26 protein-coding genes are annotated in these 15,840 nt (G+C 41.0%); all 26 read right to left on the bottom strand.

Annotated features, from left to right (window positions below; genetic code table 11):
- Positions 1-12: 12 nt before the first annotated feature.
- Positions 13-759, bottom strand: coding sequence for a type I methionyl aminopeptidase (gene map / locus MHH42_RS00780; RefSeq protein ID WP_097838078.1), 747 nt, complete (start codon positions 757-759; stop codon positions 13-15).
- Complete coding sequence (locus MHH42_RS00775; RefSeq protein ID WP_001048990.1) at positions 759-1,409, bottom strand: adenylate kinase; 651 nt, start codon at positions 1,407-1,409, stop codon at positions 759-761. The genes map and MHH42_RS00775 overlap by 1 nt, the downstream gene beginning before the upstream one ends.
- Positions 1,410-1,463: 54 nt before the next feature.
- Complete coding sequence (secY, locus tag MHH42_RS00770) at positions 1,464-2,765, bottom strand: preprotein translocase subunit SecY (RefSeq protein ID WP_000490120.1); 1,302 nt, start codon at positions 2,763-2,765, stop codon at positions 1,464-1,466.
- The gene (rplO, locus tag MHH42_RS00765; RefSeq protein WP_000766083.1) at positions 2,765-3,205 is read right to left on the bottom strand and encodes a 50S ribosomal protein L15; all 441 of its coding nucleotides are present in this window, start codon (positions 3,203-3,205) and stop codon (positions 2,765-2,767) included. The genes secY and rplO overlap by 1 nt, the downstream gene beginning before the upstream one ends.
- Before the next feature lie 33 nt (positions 3,206-3,238).
- A complete protein-coding gene (gene rpmD, locus MHH42_RS00760) occupies positions 3,239-3,421 on the bottom strand; it encodes a 50S ribosomal protein L30 (protein WP_001085231.1) in 183 nt (60 codons plus the stop codon).
- Positions 3,422-3,434: 13 nt separating this feature from the next.
- Positions 3,435-3,935, bottom strand: coding sequence for a 30S ribosomal protein S5 (gene rpsE / locus MHH42_RS00755; RefSeq protein WP_000554646.1), 501 nt, complete (start codon positions 3,933-3,935; stop codon positions 3,435-3,437).
- A 21-nt stretch (positions 3,936-3,956) separates the two neighbouring features.
- Positions 3,957-4,319, bottom strand: a complete 363-nt coding sequence (gene rplR, locus MHH42_RS00750) for a 50S ribosomal protein L18 (RefSeq protein WP_000628818.1) — start codon at positions 4,317-4,319, stop codon at positions 3,957-3,959.
- 31 nt (positions 4,320-4,350) lie between these two features.
- The gene (rplF, locus tag MHH42_RS00745; protein ID WP_000086552.1) at positions 4,351-4,890 is read right to left on the bottom strand and encodes a 50S ribosomal protein L6; all 540 of its coding nucleotides are present in this window, start codon (positions 4,888-4,890) and stop codon (positions 4,351-4,353) included.
- Positions 4,891-4,922: 32 nt separating this feature from the next.
- Positions 4,923-5,321: a 30S ribosomal protein S8 gene (gene rpsH / locus MHH42_RS00740; RefSeq protein ID WP_000245511.1), complete on the bottom strand. Its 399-nt coding sequence runs from the start codon at positions 5,319-5,321 to the stop codon at positions 4,923-4,925.
- Positions 5,322-5,350: 29 nt separating this feature from the next.
- Entirely contained in the window at positions 5,351-5,536 is a 186-nt protein-coding gene (gene rpsN, locus MHH42_RS00735; protein ID WP_001085700.1) for a 30S ribosomal protein S14, read from the bottom strand.
- Between the two features lie 33 nt (positions 5,537-5,569).
- Positions 5,570-6,109, bottom strand: coding sequence for a 50S ribosomal protein L5 (gene rplE, locus MHH42_RS00730; RefSeq protein WP_001080829.1), 540 nt, complete (start codon positions 6,107-6,109; stop codon positions 5,570-5,572).
- 26 nt (positions 6,110-6,135) lie between these two features.
- The gene (gene rplX / locus MHH42_RS00725) at positions 6,136-6,447 is read right to left on the bottom strand and encodes a 50S ribosomal protein L24 (RefSeq protein WP_000558200.1); all 312 of its coding nucleotides are present in this window, start codon (positions 6,445-6,447) and stop codon (positions 6,136-6,138) included.
- Between the two features lie 38 nt (positions 6,448-6,485).
- A complete protein-coding gene (gene rplN, locus MHH42_RS00720; RefSeq protein ID WP_000615912.1) occupies positions 6,486-6,854 on the bottom strand; it encodes a 50S ribosomal protein L14 in 369 nt (122 codons plus the stop codon).
- A 43-nt stretch (positions 6,855-6,897) separates the two neighbouring features.
- Positions 6,898-7,161, bottom strand: coding sequence for a 30S ribosomal protein S17 (gene rpsQ / locus MHH42_RS00715; protein ID WP_000004106.1), 264 nt, complete (start codon positions 7,159-7,161; stop codon positions 6,898-6,900).
- Between the two features lie 20 nt (positions 7,162-7,181).
- Positions 7,182-7,382 carry a 50S ribosomal protein L29 gene (gene rpmC / locus MHH42_RS00710; RefSeq protein WP_000855718.1) on the bottom strand — a complete coding sequence of 67 codons (201 nt, stop codon included), beginning with the start codon at positions 7,380-7,382 and terminating at the stop codon, positions 7,182-7,184.
- Positions 7,372-7,806: a 50S ribosomal protein L16 gene (gene rplP, locus MHH42_RS00705; protein ID WP_000928969.1), complete on the bottom strand. Its 435-nt coding sequence runs from the start codon at positions 7,804-7,806 to the stop codon at positions 7,372-7,374. The genes rpmC and rplP overlap by 11 nt, the downstream gene beginning before the upstream one ends.
- 1 nt (position 7,807) lies before the next feature.
- Complete coding sequence (gene rpsC / locus MHH42_RS00700) at positions 7,808-8,467, bottom strand: 30S ribosomal protein S3 (protein WP_000529958.1); 660 nt, start codon at positions 8,465-8,467, stop codon at positions 7,808-7,810.
- Between the two features lie 3 nt (positions 8,468-8,470).
- Complete coding sequence (gene rplV, locus MHH42_RS00695) at positions 8,471-8,812, bottom strand: 50S ribosomal protein L22 (protein WP_001148024.1); 342 nt, start codon at positions 8,810-8,812, stop codon at positions 8,471-8,473.
- Between the two features lie 17 nt (positions 8,813-8,829).
- The gene (gene rpsS / locus MHH42_RS00690; protein WP_000124454.1) at positions 8,830-9,108 is read right to left on the bottom strand and encodes a 30S ribosomal protein S19; all 279 of its coding nucleotides are present in this window, start codon (positions 9,106-9,108) and stop codon (positions 8,830-8,832) included.
- Between the two features lie 60 nt (positions 9,109-9,168).
- Positions 9,169-9,999, bottom strand: coding sequence for a 50S ribosomal protein L2 (gene rplB, locus MHH42_RS00685; RefSeq protein ID WP_000511583.1), 831 nt, complete (start codon positions 9,997-9,999; stop codon positions 9,169-9,171).
- 28 nt (positions 10,000-10,027) lie between these two features.
- Positions 10,028-10,318 carry a 50S ribosomal protein L23 gene (gene rplW, locus MHH42_RS00680; RefSeq protein WP_001205558.1) on the bottom strand — a complete coding sequence of 97 codons (291 nt, stop codon included), beginning with the start codon at positions 10,316-10,318 and terminating at the stop codon, positions 10,028-10,030.
- A complete protein-coding gene (gene rplD, locus MHH42_RS00675; protein WP_001127258.1) occupies positions 10,318-10,941 on the bottom strand; it encodes a 50S ribosomal protein L4 in 624 nt (207 codons plus the stop codon). The genes rplW and rplD overlap by 1 nt, the downstream gene beginning before the upstream one ends.
- A 25-nt stretch (positions 10,942-10,966) precedes the next feature.
- Positions 10,967-11,599: a 50S ribosomal protein L3 gene (gene rplC, locus MHH42_RS00670; RefSeq protein WP_000160209.1), complete on the bottom strand. Its 633-nt coding sequence runs from the start codon at positions 11,597-11,599 to the stop codon at positions 10,967-10,969.
- 34 nt (positions 11,600-11,633) lie between these two features.
- The gene (gene rpsJ, locus MHH42_RS00665; protein WP_001040595.1) at positions 11,634-11,942 is read right to left on the bottom strand and encodes a 30S ribosomal protein S10; all 309 of its coding nucleotides are present in this window, start codon (positions 11,940-11,942) and stop codon (positions 11,634-11,636) included.
- Positions 11,943-12,339: 397 nt separating this feature from the next.
- Complete coding sequence (gene tuf / locus MHH42_RS00660) at positions 12,340-13,527, bottom strand: elongation factor Tu (protein ID WP_001029617.1); 1,188 nt, start codon at positions 13,525-13,527, stop codon at positions 12,340-12,342.
- 117 nt (positions 13,528-13,644) lie between these two features.
- Positions 13,645-15,723, bottom strand: coding sequence for an elongation factor G (fusA, locus tag MHH42_RS00655; RefSeq protein WP_000196385.1), 2,079 nt, complete (start codon positions 15,721-15,723; stop codon positions 13,645-13,647).
- Between the last annotated feature and the right edge of the window lie 117 nt (positions 15,724-15,840).

Genomic DNA, 15,840 nt, shown 5'->3' with positions numbered 1-15,840 from the left:
AGAGCCAGCTACTTATAAAGTGGTAAGGATTTCGTATCCTGCTTCTGTAAGAGCAATCGTGTGCTCAAAATGGGCACACCATTTACCATCTACCGTTACCACTGTCCAGTCATCAGATAGTGTTTTTACATATCGTCTTCCTTGATTCACCATCGGCTCAACACAGATGACCATTCCCGGCTTTAATCTAGGGCCTCTATTTGGAGGACCATAGTGCGGGATTTGAGGGTCCTCATGTAAGTCTTGCCCGATTCCGTGACCAACATACTCCCTAACGATCGAGAATCCGTTCTCTTCAGCATGGGTTTGAACCGCATGTGAGATATTTGATAATCTTTCGTCTGGTTTTACTTGTTCTAAACCAAGATACAACGATTTTTCTGTGACATCAAGTAGCTTTTGAACAGATTCAGAAATGTTTCCAACTGGATACGTCCATGCAGAATCTCCATGGTACCCATTGTATTTCGCACCAATATCGATACTGATGATATCGCCCTCTTCGAGCTTTCGCTTCCCTGGAATTCCGTGTACAAGCTCTTCATTTACAGAAGCACATATGCTCCCCGGAAATCCGTTGTATCCTTTAAAAGATGGCGTAGCACCATATTTTTGAATCGTCTTTTCCGCTATTTGATCGAGCTCTTTCGTTGTAATTCCTGGAGTAATATGCTGTTTCAACTCTTGATGAGTTAAAGCAACGATCCTGCCAGCTTCTCGCATGATTTCTATCTCGCGAGGAGTTTTGCAGATGATCATTACGCTAAGCCTCCGATGAGAACATCGATATCAGCAAATACTTTATTGATGTCTTGCTCACCATTAATGCTTTGCAAGTAACCAAGCTCCTCATAGAAATCAAGCAAAGGTTTTGTTTGCTTAATATTTACATCTAAACGATTTGCTACAGTTTCTTCATTGTCATCAGAGCGTTGATATAAATCGCCACCACATTTATCGCACACATCAGCGTTTGCTGGTGGATTGAATTCTAAGTGATAAGTCGCACCGCACTCTTTACAAATGCGACGGCCTGTAAGGCGTTTTAATAACAACCCTGAATCCACATTAATGTTTAAAACATAGTCGATTTTTTTGCCAAGATCTTTCATAATCTCTTCAAGAGCTGATGCTTGTGCAACAGTTCGTGGGAAACCATCTAATAAGAATCCTTTTACACAGTCTTCTTGACTTAAACGTTCACGAACGATTCCGATTGTAACTTCATCTGGAACAAGAGCACCTTTATCAATAAAAGATTTTGCTTGTAAACCCATTTCAGTTTCAGCCTTCATAGCTGCACGGAACATATCTCCTGTTGAGATGTGAGGGATGTTATACTTGGCAACAATCTGTTCGGCTTGTGTACCTTTACCAGCACCAGGAAGCCCCATTAAAATTAAGTTCATCCTTGTTCCCCCTCAGTACATGAGCATGTAGGGAAGACAAGCCTTCCCACTTACTCATTGCTTGATAAACCCTTTGTAATGGCGTTTTACCAGTTGGCTTTCTAGCTGCTTCATTGTTTCTAAAGCAACGCCGACAACGATTAACATACTCGTTCCACCGATCTGTGCAGATGGAGGAAGATTTCCCAATTTCGTAAAGATAACTGGTAAGATTGCAATCGCTGCTAGGAAAATTGATCCTACAAAGGTCAAACGATACAAGATTTTTGTTAAATATTGTTCCGTATTCTTACCCGGACGAATACCTGGAACATATCCACCTTGCTTATTTAGATTCTCTGACATTTGCTCTGGATTAACCTGAACAAATGCATAGAAATATGTGAAGGCTACAATGAGCGCAACATATATGATCATTCCCACTGGGTGAGAATAGTTAAAGTTTGCAATAATCCACTGCGATACATCATGTTTCGGGAAGAACTGTGCAATAGTTGGAGGTGTAATTAAGAATGAAACAGCAAAAATGACTGGAATAACACCCGCACTATTTACCTTAAGTGGTAAATGAGTGTTTTGTGCTCCAGCATGATTCCCATTCGCTCCTGTTACACGCTTCGCATATTGAATTGGGATCTTTCTAACAGCCTGTTGAATGAAAATAACACCAACAATAACCGCTAGCACAGCTAGTAAGATCAATACAACTTTAACGATACTCATGAACAATTGATCTCCGATATTTTGAAACTGTTGTTGATACACTTGAGATATAACACTTGGGATCGCTGCGGCAATACCACCAAAGATAAGGATGGAAATACCATTACCTACACCTTTAGCTGTAATCTGTTCACCTAACCACATTAAAAATGCAGTACCAGCAGTCAGTACCGTAGCAATGTATAAATAAGTGCTCCAACCAGGATTCAAAATTAATTGCCCACCTACCATACCGTTAAAACCGATTGACATACCAAACCCCTGAATAAACGCAAGAACAATTGTAAAGTAACGCGTGAATTGCGTTAGTTTACGACGGCCCATTTCACCTTGCTTCGACCATTCCGAAAATTTAGGAACAACATCCATCTGCAATAATTGCACGATGATGGATGCTGTAATATACGGCATGATTCCCATCGCGAAGATGGAGAAGTTTTTCAAGGCGCCACCGCCAAATGTATTTAGGATACCTAAGGCATTTAATTGATCTTGTGCTTTCAGTACGTCTCCATTTGTAAATGGCACTGGGATAAACGTGCCAATCCTGAATACGATTAACATCGCTAAAGTGAATAATATTTTACGTCTTATCTCAGCAACGCGCATAAAGTTGGAGATTGTACGAAACATTAGATCACCTCAACTGATCCGCCAGCTGCTTCAATTGCTTCTTTAGCACTTGAAGAGAACTTGTGCGCTTTAACAGTTAATTTTTTCTCTACTGCTCCGCTTGCAAGAATTTTAACACCGTCGTTTAACTTGCTGATAACGCCAGTTTCCAGCAATAATTCAGGTGTTACTTCTGTACCATCTTCAAAACGATTTAACGTTGATAAGTTTACAATAGTAAACTCTTTACGGTTAATGTTTGTGAAGCCGCGTTTTGGTAAACGACGGAATAATGGAGTTTGACCACCTTCGAAGCCAAGACGAACACCGCCACCAGAACGTGCGTTTTGTCCTTTATGACCTTTACCAGCAGTTTTACCGTTACCAGAACCGATACCACGACCGACACGGTTACGTACTTTACGAGAACCTTCTGCAGGTTTTAATTCATGAAGTTTCATTCCCAGGCACCTCCTTATATTAATGAGTTATCCTTAAGCTTCTTTTACAGTTATAAGGTGAGAAACTTTGTTGATCATACCAAGAATAGCAGGAGTTTCTTCCTTAACTACAGTTGAATTCAACTTTTTAAGACCTAAAGCTTCTACCGTCGCACGTTGATCTTGTGGACGACCAATTACACTACGAGTGAGGGTAATTTCTAACTTTTTCGCCATTTGTTTTCCCTCCTTAACCTAGTAGCTCTTCTACAGATTTACCGCGTAATTTTGCAACATCTTCAGCGCGCTTAAGTTCGCTTAATCCGTTCACAGTAGCGCGAATCATGTTGATTGGTGTGTTAGAACCAAGAGATTTCGAAAGAATATCTTGTACACCAGCTAATTCAAGTACCGCACGAACAGGTCCACCAGCAATAACACCAGTACCTTCAGCAGCAGGTTTTAAGAATACTTCACCAGCTCCAAAATGACCGTTGATTGTGTGTGGAATTGTTGTACCAACTAATGGTACAGCGATTAAGTTTTTCTTAGCGTCTTCGATAGCTTTGCGAATTGCGTCTGGTACCTCTTGTGCTTTACCAGTACCGAATCCAACATGACCGTTTTTATCGCCAACTACAACTAGTGCAGCAAAGCGGAAACGACGACCACCCTTAACAACTTTCGCGACACGATTTATCGTAACTACACGTTCTTCAAGTTCTAATTTACTTGGGTCAATGCGATGCATCAATTTTCCCTCCTTTGACCATTAAAATTGTAATCCAGCCTCACGAGCAGCTTCAGCTAGAGCTTTAACACGGCCATGGTATAAGTAACCACCGCGATCGAATACTACTTCTTTAACGCCTTTCTCTACAGCACGCTTAGCAACTGATTCTCCAACTTTCGTAGCAGCTTCAGTATTGCTAGTACCGTTAAGAGCAAGGTCTTTATCAAGAGTAGATGCACTTACTAACGTTACACCATTCACATCATCAATAACTTGAGCGTAAATATGTTGGTTAGAACGGAACACGTTTAAACGTGGACGTTCTGCAGTACCAGTAAGTTTAGCACGTACACGTGCATGTCTTTTCTTACGAGTCGCATTTTTATCAGCTTTAGTGATCATTCTTGTCACTCCTTTCTCTCACCTAACGGGTTTACTTAGCAGTTTTACCTTCTTTACGACGAACAACTTCGCCTTCGTAACGAATACCTTTACCTTTATATGGCTCAGGAGCACGTACAGCACGGATGTTAGCAGCAAATTCGCCAACACGTTGCTTGTCGATACCTTTAATTACGATTTTAGTTGGTGCAGGTACTTCAACTTCGATACCTGCTTCCGGAGTCATTTCTACTGGATGAGAATAACCTACGCTTAATACAAGTTTATCTCCTTGTTTTTGAGCACGGTAACCAACACCGACTAATTCAAGTCCGCGTGCGAAACCTGTAGTTACACCTTCAACCATGTTTCCGATTAAAGCACGAGTTGTACCGTGTAATGCACGGTGTTCCTTCTGTTCAGATGGACGCTCAACTGTTAGTGTATTTTCTTCAATTTTGATAGACATATCAGCATTGAATTTACGAGTTAATTCACCTTTAGGGCCTTTTACTGTTACAGTATTGTCTTCTGCAATTGTAATAGTAACACCTGCAGGGATTTCAAGAATCTTTTTACCAATACGAGACATGTGGTCACACCTCCGTTCGTTTTAAATATATATTACCAAACGTATGCTACTACTTCTCCACCAGTTTGTAATTGACGAGCATCTTTGTCTGTCATTACTCCCTTAGATGTAGAAACAAGAGCGATACCTAATCCGTTAAGTACACGTGGTACTTCATCAGCTTTAGCGTAAACGCGTAAGCCAGGTTTACTGATACGTTTTAATCCAGTGATTACACGTTCATTGTTTGCACCATATTTCAGGAAAATACGAAGGATACCTTGTTTGTTATCCTCGATGTATTCTACATCACGAATGAAACCTTCACGTTTTAAAAGTTCAGCGATCTCTTTTTTGATTTTAGAAGCAGGAACCTCTAATTTCTCATGACGTACCATGTTCGCATTACGGATGCGAGTAAGCATGTCTGCAATTGGATCTGTCATCACCATGTGTTTTACCTCCTTCCCATTTGTGGGTTTTACCAACTAGCTTTTTTAACACCAGGAATTTGACCTTTATATGCAAGTTCACGGAAACAAATACGGCAAAGTTTAAATTTGCGGTATACAGAATGCGGACGACCGCAGCGTTCGCAACGTGTATACTCTTGTACTTTAAACTTAGGAGTACGCTTTTGTTTCGCTATCATAGATTTTTTAGCCACGTTTTCGCCTCCTCTACTTAGCGTTGGCTTCCATTATTTTTGGAATGGCATACCGAATTGTGTTAAAAGTTCACGAGCTTCTTCATCAGTTTTCGCTGTAGTAACGATTACGATGTCCATACCGCGGACTTTGCTTACTTTATCATAATCGATCTCAGGGAAGATAAGTTGCTCTTTAACACCTAATGTGTAGTTCCCACGACCATCGAATGATTTCTTAGAAACACCACGGAAATCACGTACACGTGGTAAAGAAACTGACACTAATTTGTCGAAGAACTCATACATTTGCTCGCCGCGTAAAGTTACTTTCGCACCGATTGGCATACCTTCACGAAGACGGAAACCAGCGATTGATTTTTTAGCACGAGTTACAACAGGTTTTTGACCTGCGATTTGTGTTAATTCTTCTACTGCATTGTCTAAAGCTTTTGAGTTAGATACCGCGTCACCAACACCAGTGTTGATTACGATCTTTTCGATTTTCGGTACTTCCATCACAGATTTATAGTTAAACTTGCTCACTAGAGCAGGAGTAATTTCCTTTTGGAACTTCTCTTTAAGGCGATTCAATGAAGTGACCTCCTTTCTTAAGAAAATTATTTATCTAATAATTCACCAGATTTTTTTGCAATACGAACTTTTTTACCATCTTCTACTTTGAAGCCTACACGAGTAGGTTCACCTGTTTTCGGATCTAAAATCATAACGTTAGAAACGTGAATAGGTGCTTCTTTAGTAATAATTCCACCTTGTGGATTTAATTGAGATGGCTTAGAGTGCTTCTTAACGATATTGACACCCTCAACGATAACACGGTTTTGCTTTGGGAAAGCCACAAGGATAACGCCTTGTTTTCCTTTGTCTTTACCAGTGATTACCTGTACTTTATCACCTTTTTTTACATGCATCTTAATTCTGCACCTCCTTAGCAAGGCAATACCTTAAATTATAGAACTTCTGGAGCTAAAGAAACGATCTTCATGAAGTTGCTATCACGTAATTCACGAGCTACTGGTCCGAAGATACGAGTACCACGTGGGCTCTTATCGTCTTTAATGATAACCGCTGCGTTTTCATCAAATTTGATGTAAGAACCGTCCGGACGACGAGCTCCGCTCTTCGTACGTACTACTACTGCTTTAACAACGTCACCTTTTTTAACAACGCCACCTGGTGTTGCTTGTTTTACCGTAGCAACGATAATATCACCAATGTTAGCATATTTACGACCAGAGCCGCCTAATACTTTAATTGTTAAAAGTTCACGTGCACCAGAGTTGTCAGCAACTTTCAAACGAGATTCTTGTTGGATCATGTTATGAAACCTCCCTTCGGACTAAAAATTCCGATTCGTCTATTTAGATAATAACCGCTTCTTCAACGATTTCAACTAAACGGAAACGCTTAGTAGCAGAAAGCGGGCGAGTTTCCATGATTTTAACGATATCGCCAAGTTTCGCTTGGTTTTGCTCATCATGGGCTTTGTACTTCTTAGAATACTTAACACGTTTTCCGTACAAGGAATGAGTTTTGTAAGTTTCAACTAAAACTGTAATCGTTTTGTCCATTTTGTCAGACACTACACGACCAGTATAAACTTTGCGTTGGTTACGTTCGCTCACTATGCAAACCTCCCCTCAATTTATCGATTAATTCCGATCTCTCTTTCACGAACTACAGTTTTCATACGAGCAATTGCTTTACGCACTTCACGAATGCGAGTTGGATTCTCTAATTGTCCTGTAGCAAGTTGGAAGCGAAGATTAAACAACTCTTCCTTTAAAGCTTTAACTTTTGTTTCGATTTCGGCAGTGGTTAATTCACGAATATCATTAGTTTTCATTAGATTCACCACCATTTTCTTCACGTTTTACGAATTTACATTTCACAGGTAACTTGTGAGCTGCAAGACGTAATGCTTCGCGTGCTACCTCTTCAGACACACCCGCGATTTCGAACATAATTTTCCCAGGTTTTACTACTGCTACCCAGCCTTCTGGTGCCCCTTTACCGGAACCCATACGTACTTCTAGAGGTTTTGCAGTGTAAGGCTTAGAAGGGAAAATTTTAATCCATACTTTACCGCCACGTTTCATGTAACGAGTCATTGCACGACGAGCAGCTTCGATTTGACGGTTTGTAATCCATGAAGCAGCTTGTGCTTGTAAACCGAATTCACCGAAAGCAATTTCAGTTCCACCTTTTGCACGACCACGCATTTTACCACGATGCTCTCTACGATATTTTACGCGTTTTGGCATTAACATATTATTTTCCTCCTTCCTCAGAAGCTTTCTTTTTTGTAGGAAGGACTTCTCCACGGTAGATCCATACTTTTACGCCTAATTTACCGTATGTTGTATCAGCTTCAACTGCTGCATAGTCAATATCAGCGCGAAGTGTATGAAGTGGAACAGTTCCTTCACTGTAAGATTCTGCACGAGCGATATCAGCTCCGCCAAGACGACCAGAAACCTGTGTTTTAATACCTTTAGCACCTGCACGCATAGCACGTTGAATAACTTGCTTTTGTGCACGACGGAATGATACACGGTTTTCTAATTGACGAGCGATGTTTTCGCCTACTAATTTAGCGTTAAGATCAGCTCTCTTAACTTCTAAAATGTTGATGTGTACACGCTTGCCTGTTAATTGGTTAAGAGCTTTACGAAGTGCTTCAACTTCAGTACCACCTTTACCAATTACCATACCAGGTTTTGCAGTGTGAATTGTAACATTTACACGATTTGCTGCACGTTCGATTTCTACTTTAGCAACAGCAGAATCTTTTAAGCGTACAGTAATGTACTCACGGATTTTGATGTCTTCATGTAATAATGTAGCGTAATCTTTCTCAGCGAACCAACGAGATTCCCAGTCACGGATAACACCGACACGAAGACCAATTGGATTAACCTTTTGACCCATCGATTATCCCTCCTTCTTTTCTGATACCACAACTGTGATGTGGCTTGTGCGTTTGTTAATTTGGCTTGCACGACCCATTGCACGTGGACGGAAACGTTTCAACGTTGGACCTTCGTCAACGAAAACTTTTTCAACAACTAGGTTGTTAATATCCATCTCATAATTGTGCTCTGCATTTGCGATTGCAGATTTTAAAACTTTTTCTACAACTGGAGAAGCAGTTTTTGGTGTGTGGTTAAGGATAGCAATCGCTTCACCCACTTGCTTACCTCGGATTAAGTCTACTACTAAACGAACTTTACGAGGAGCAATACGAACTGTTCTCGCTACTGCTTTAGCTTGCATTGAAGTGCCTCCTCTCATTATCTTCTAGTTTTCTTATCGTCAGCAAGGTGACCTTTATACGTACGAGTTGGTGCGAATTCACCTAACTTATGGCCAACCATATCCTCAGTGATGTACACAGGTACGTGTTTACGACCATCATATACAGCGATTGTGTGTCCGATGAACTGAGGGAAGATTGTTGAACGGCGAGACCAAGTTTTAACAACTTGTTTTTGCTCAGATGCAACTAATTTTTCCATTTTGCTCATTAAGTGATCATCGACAAATGGTCCTTTTTTTAAGCTACGAGCCATTTTGGTGCCTCCCTTCGTGATTGGCGTACGGTTCTAGAAATGAACCGTACTACAATCCCATTATTTTTTACGACGACGAACGATAAATTTATCAGACGCTTTATTTTTCTTACGAGTCTTGAATCCAAGAGTTGGTTTACCCCATGGAGACATTGGAGACTTACGTCCGATTGGAGAACGTCCTTCACCACCACCGTGTGGGTGATCAACCGGGTTCATTACAGAACCACGAACTGTTGGGCGTTTACCTAACCAGCGAGAGCGACCTGCTTTACCGATTTTGATAAGTTCGTGTTGTTCGTTACCAACTTGACCGATTGAAGCGCGACAAGCAGATAATACAAGACGTACTTCACCAGAAGTTAAACGTACAAGTACGTATTTACCTTCTTTACCAAGTACTTGAGCAGATGTACCAGCAGAACGAACTAATTGTCCGCCACGACCAGGCTTAAGCTCGATGTTATGAACAACAGTACCTACTGGAATGTTGATTAATGGTAATGCGTTACCGATTTTAATGTCAGCTTCTGGGCCAGACATAACTTCCATACCTACTTCTAAAGATTTAGGAGCAAGAATGTAACGTTTTTCACCGTCAACGTAGTTAATTAATGCGATATTCGCAGAGCGGTTTGGATCGTATTCGATCGTAGCAACGCGTCCTGGAATTCCATCTTTGTTACGCTTAAAGTCGATGATACGGTATTGACGCTTATGTCCGCCACCTTGATGACGTACAGTAATTTTACCTTGGTTATTACGACCCGCCTTCTTGCTTAAAGGAGCAAGTAATGACTTTTCGGGTCTGTCAGTCGTGATTTCAGCGAAATCATTCGTAGTCATATTACGACGACCGTTAGTAGTTGGATTATACTTTTTAATTCCCATCTCAATTTCCCTCCTTCTTTAGTAAGAATTAAACGCCTTGGAAGATTTCGATTTCTTTGCTGTCAGCAGTTAGCTTAACGATTGCTTTACGACGACGGCTAGTAAAACCAGCGTGACGACCAACGCGTTTTGCTTTCGGCTTGTAGTTCATGATGTTCACTTTTTCTACTTTAACACCAAAGATCGCTTCAAGAGCATCTTTAACTTCTGTTTTATTAGATTTAACGTCCACATCGAACGTGTATTTTTTTTCAGCCATCATTTCCATAGAACGTTCAGTGATAACTGGGCGCTTAATGATATCACGAGGATCTCTCATTATGCAAGCACCTCCTCTACTTTTTCCACTGCCGCTTTTGTCATGATTAGCTTATCATGATGAAGCACGTCTAAAACGTTTACGCCATCAGCAGTGATTACTGTTACTCCAGGGATATTGCGAGCAGATAACTCTACAGATTCGTTTGCATCAGCAGTTACGATAAGAGCTTTCTTCTCAACAGTTAATCCTTTAAGTACTGCTAGCATATCTTTTGTTTTTGGTGCATTTAACACTAGGTCTTCAAGAACTACAATGTTGTTCTCAACTACTTTAGTAGCTAATGCAGATTTGATTGCTAAACGACGAACTTTCTTAGGAAGTTTGTACGCATAGCTTCTTGGTGTAGGTCCGAATACCGTACCACCACCACGCCATTGAGGAGAGCGGATAGACCCTTGACGAGCACGTCCAGTTCCTTTTTGACGCCATGGTTTACGACCACCACCGCGAACTTCAGAACGAGTTTTTACTTTGTGTGTACCTTGACGTAAAGATGCACGTTGCATCATTACAGCTTCGAAAAGTACAGCTTCATTTGGTTCGATACCGAAAATAGCTTCAGCTAATTCGATTTCACCAACCTGTGAACCAGTTTGGTTATATACAGTAACTTTTGGCATTGGAATTCCTCCTTCCTATTGTGAATTATTTGCTAACCTTCACAGCGCCTTGAACAACTACAAGAGATTTCTTAGCACCTGGAACGTTACCTTTTACTAGTAATAAGTTGCGCTCAGTGTCAACTTGAACGATTTCTAAGTTTTGGATAGTAACTTGGTCTCCACCCATACGTCCAGCAAGTTTTTTGCCTTTGAATACACGGTTCGGAGCAACTGGGCCCATTGAACCTGGACGACGGTGATAGCGAGAACCATGAGACATAGGTCCGCGAGATTGTCCGTGGCGTTTGATAACACCTTGGAAACCTTTACCTTTAGAAATTCCTGTTACGTCAACGATTTCACCTGCAGCGAAAACTTCAACTTTTACCTCTTGACCAACCTCTAATCCGTCCACGTCTGCATCGCGGATTTCGCGAATGAAGCGCTTAGGAGTTGTAGATGCTTTAGCAGTGTGGCCTTGTTCAGGTTTGTTAGTTAACTTTTCACGTTTATCTTCAAATCCTAACTGGATTGCATTGTAGCCATCAGTTTCAGTTGTTTTCTTTTGAAGAACAACGTTTGGATTAGCAGCGATAACTGTTACTGGGATTAACTCACCGTTCTCAGCAAATACTTGAGTCATACCGATCTTTCTTCCTAAGATTCCTTTGGTCATGAGTTACACCTCCTACATTTTTAAGTTATATAATTTATAGTTTGATTTCGATATCTACACCAGACGGTAAGTCTAAACGCATTAATGAATCTACTGTTTGTGGAGTAGGACTCACGATATCGATTAAACGTTTGTGTGTGCGCATTTCGAATTGCTCACGAGAATCTTTGTACTTATGAACAGCACGAAGAATTGTGTAAATAGTCTTCTCAGTTGGTAATGGGATCGGACCAGAAACTGTTGCCCCAGAACGCTTAGCTGTTTCTACAATTTTCTCAGCTGATTGATCAAGAATACGGTGATCATAAGCTTTTAAACGGATACGAATTTTTTCTTTTGCCATTATTTTCCCTCCTTCGTTCGCCTATTTCTAAAATAGACCTTCTCCATGGAAATTTCCCCACACCATGCCATGGCAAAGCGGCCGGGTGTGTCAGCAACCTTCCACTTCATCGCAGTCAAAGACCAACATTGTCTATTATACAATGTTATTCGTCTAGATGCAAGCATCTTTTTGTTTGCATCTGCTTTTCTCTACTTTTGCTATTATACATGGCACTTTAAAGAATTTCAAGTTTTCATCTAACAGAATTCATTTTACATTTTCTGGATTTTGTTTTGATGGTTTTATATTAATATAGAAGAAACTCGTCAAAACATAAAAATATAATCTTACTCATTATATAAACACAAACAAAAAACCCAAGGGAGAATCCCTTGGGTTTTTATATCAGTTAAGATTACTCAACGATAGTTGCAACTACGCCGTAACCTACTGTACGTCCACCTTCACGAATAGAGAATTTAGTTCCCTCTTCGATAGCGATTGGAGCGATAAGTTCGATAGTCATTTCGATGTTGTCACCAGGCATTACCATTTCAGTACCTTCTGGTAATTGGATGATACCAGTTACGTCAGTTGTACGGAAGTAGAACTGAGGACGGTAGTTAGCGAAGAATGGAGTGTGACGTCCACCTTCTTCTTTAGATAATACGAAAACTTCAGCTTTGAATTTAGCGTGTGCTTTTACAGAGCCAGTTTTAGCAAGAACTTGTCCACGTTGGATGTCTTCACGAGCAACCCCACGAAGAAGAGCACCGATGTTGTCTCCAGCTTGAGCTTGGTCAAGAAGTTTACGGAACATTTCTACACCAGTTACAGTTGTAGAAGCATTCTCTTCAGCAAGACCGATGATTTCTACTACGTCACCAACTTTAACGATTCCGCGCTCTACACGACCAGTTGCAACTGTACCACGACCTGTGATAGAGAATACATCCTCGATAGGCATTAAGAATGGTTTGTCAGTTTCACGTTCTGGAGTTGGGATGTAAGCATCAACTTCAGTCATTAATTCAATGATTTTTGCTTCCCAATCAGCTTCTCCTTGAAGAGCTTTAAGAGCAGAACCTTTGATTACAGGAATGTCGTCGCCTGGGAATCCGTATTCAGATAATAGGTCACGAACTTCCATTTCTACTAATTCTAATAATTCTTCGTCGTCTACCATGTCGCATTTGTTTAAGAATACAACGATGTAAGGTACACCTACTTGACGAGAAAGAAGGATGTGCTCACGTGTTTGAGGCATTGGGCCATCAGCAGCAGATACTACTAAGATACCGCCGTCCATTTGAGCAGCACCAGTGATCATGTTTTTAACATAGTCAGCGTGACCTGGGCAGTCAACGTGTGCATAGTGACGAGTTTCAGTTTCGTACTCAACGTGTGCAGTTGAGATTGTGATTCCGCGCTCTCTTTCTTCTGGAGCAGCGTCGATTTGATCGTATCCGCGTGCTTCAGCACCACCAGCTTTTGCAAGAACTGTAGTGATCGCAGCAGTTAATGTAGTTTTACCATGGTCAACGTGGCCGATTGTACCGATGTTAACATGGGGTTTAGAACGTTCGAATTTAGCTTTAGCCATTCTAAATTCCTCCTTAGTTTATATAGGTTATTTTATATTTAGACTAGAAAGCGAAACCGAAGTCTCACTTTCTAAGCTTACATAAGTAGTTATACTTGAACAATCGATAAAAATCAATTATTCACCTTTATTTTTTTTAATAATTTCTTCTGAAACAGACTTCGGTACTTCTTCATAATGATCAAATGTCATTGAGAATGTTCCGCGTCCTTGAGTGTTTGAACGTAATGCTGTCGCATAACCGAACATTTCAGAAAGTGGAACCATAGCGCGAACAACTTGTGCGTTACCGCGAGCTTCCATACCTTCTACACGTCCACGACGAGATGTTACGTCACCCATGATGTCTCCCATGTATTCTTCAGGAATTACAACTTCAACTTTCATCATTGGCTCAAGAATTACTGGGTTACATTTAGAAACCGCAGCTTTAAGTGCCATAGATGCAGCGATTTTGAACGCCATCTCAGATGAATCGACATCATGGTAAGAACCGTCAACTAATGCTGCTTTAATGTCAACTAGTGGGTAACCAGCTAGTACACCATTTTTAAGTGAGTCTTCAAGACCCGCTCCAACAGCTGGGATGTATTCACGTGGAACTACACCGCCGACGATTTTGTTTTCGAATTCAAATCCTTTACCTTCTTCGTTAGGTGCAAACTCAATCCAAACGTGACCGAATTGTCCACGTCCACCAGATTGACGAGCGAACTTACCTTCAACTTTCGCAGCAGCGCGGAAAGTTTCACGGTATGCTACCTGAGGAGCACCAACGTTTGCTTCAACTTTGAATTCACGGCGCATACGGTCAACGATGATATCAAGGTGAAGTTCACCCATACCAGCGATGATTGTTTGGCCAGTTTCTTGGTCAGTGTGAGCACGGAATGTTGGATCTTCTTCAGAAAGCTTAGATAATGCTGTACCCATTTTATCTTGGTCAGCTTTAGATTTTGGTTCGATAGCTACAGAGATAACTGGCTCTGGGAATTCCATAGACTCAAGGATAACAAGACTCTTCTCGTCACAAAGAGTATCACCAGTAGTAGTATCTTTTAAACCTACAGCAGCAGCGATGTCACCAGCGTAAACTGTTGAAATCTCTTCACGGCTGTTAGCGTGCATTTGTAGGATACGACCTACACGCTCACGCTTACCTTTAGTTGAGTTTTTCACGTATGATCCAGAGTTTAACACACCAGAGTACACACGGAAGAACGTTAACTTACCAACATAAGGGTCAGTCATGATTTTGAATGCTAAAGCTGCAAATGGTTCTTCATCGCTAGACTTACGTTCTACTTCTTCCTCTGTATCCGGAAGAGTACCTTTAATAGCAGGTACATCTAATGGAGATGGTAGGTAGTCGATAACTGCGTCTAACAGAATTTGAACACCTTTGTTTTTGAATGCAGAACCACAGATTACTGGGAAGAATTCTACAGAAGTTGTAGCCTTACGGATACCAGCTTTAAGCTCTTCTACAGTGATTTCTTCACCTTCTAGGTACTTCATCATCATTTCTTCATCAAGCTCAGCTACCGCTTCAATAAGCTTTCCACGGTATTCTTCAGCTAGTTCTTTGTGCTCTTCAGGAATTTCGACACGCTCGATGTCTGTTCCTAAATCGTTACCGTACATGTAAGCACACTCTTCAACAAGGTCAATGATACCATTGAACTCATCTTCAGCACCGATTGGTAACTGAATTGGATGTGCGTTTGCTTGTAAACGATCGTGGATTGTTCCTACAGAGTATAAGAAATCTGCACCGATCTTATCCATTTTGTTAACGAATACGATACGAGGTACACCGTAAGTAGTAGCCTGACGCCAAACAGTTTCTGTTTGTGGTTCAACACCAGATTGTGCATCAAGTACTGCTACCGCACCATCAAGTACGCGTAAAGAACGTTCTACTTCTACTGTGAAGTCTACGTGTCCTGGAGTGTCAATGATGTTTACACGGTGACCTTTCCATTGAGCTGTAGTTGCAGCAGAAGTAATTGTGATACCACGCTCTTGCTCTTGCTCCATCCAGTCCATCTGAGATGCACCTTCATGAGTTTCACCGATTTTATGAATACGTCCTGTGTAATACAGAATACGCTCAGTTGCTGTAGTTTTACCAGCATCGATGTGAGCCATGATACCAATATTACGAGTGTTTTCTAAAGAGAACTCTCTTGTCATTTGGTGTCTTGCTCCTTCCATATATGGATTGGATTTTTTTATTTTAAGTAGCAAAAAAGCCACTTTATATTGTTACATATGCCAGTGTCCAGTACCCTCATTATGTAAAACGAGCGC

The sequence above is a fragment of the Bacillus sp. FSL L8-0099 genome (assembly GCF_038006385.1).
GTDB lineage: Bacteria > Bacillota > Bacilli > Bacillales > Bacillaceae_G > Bacillus_A > Bacillus_A toyonensis.
This window is presented reverse-complemented; position numbering and strand designations above follow the sequence as displayed.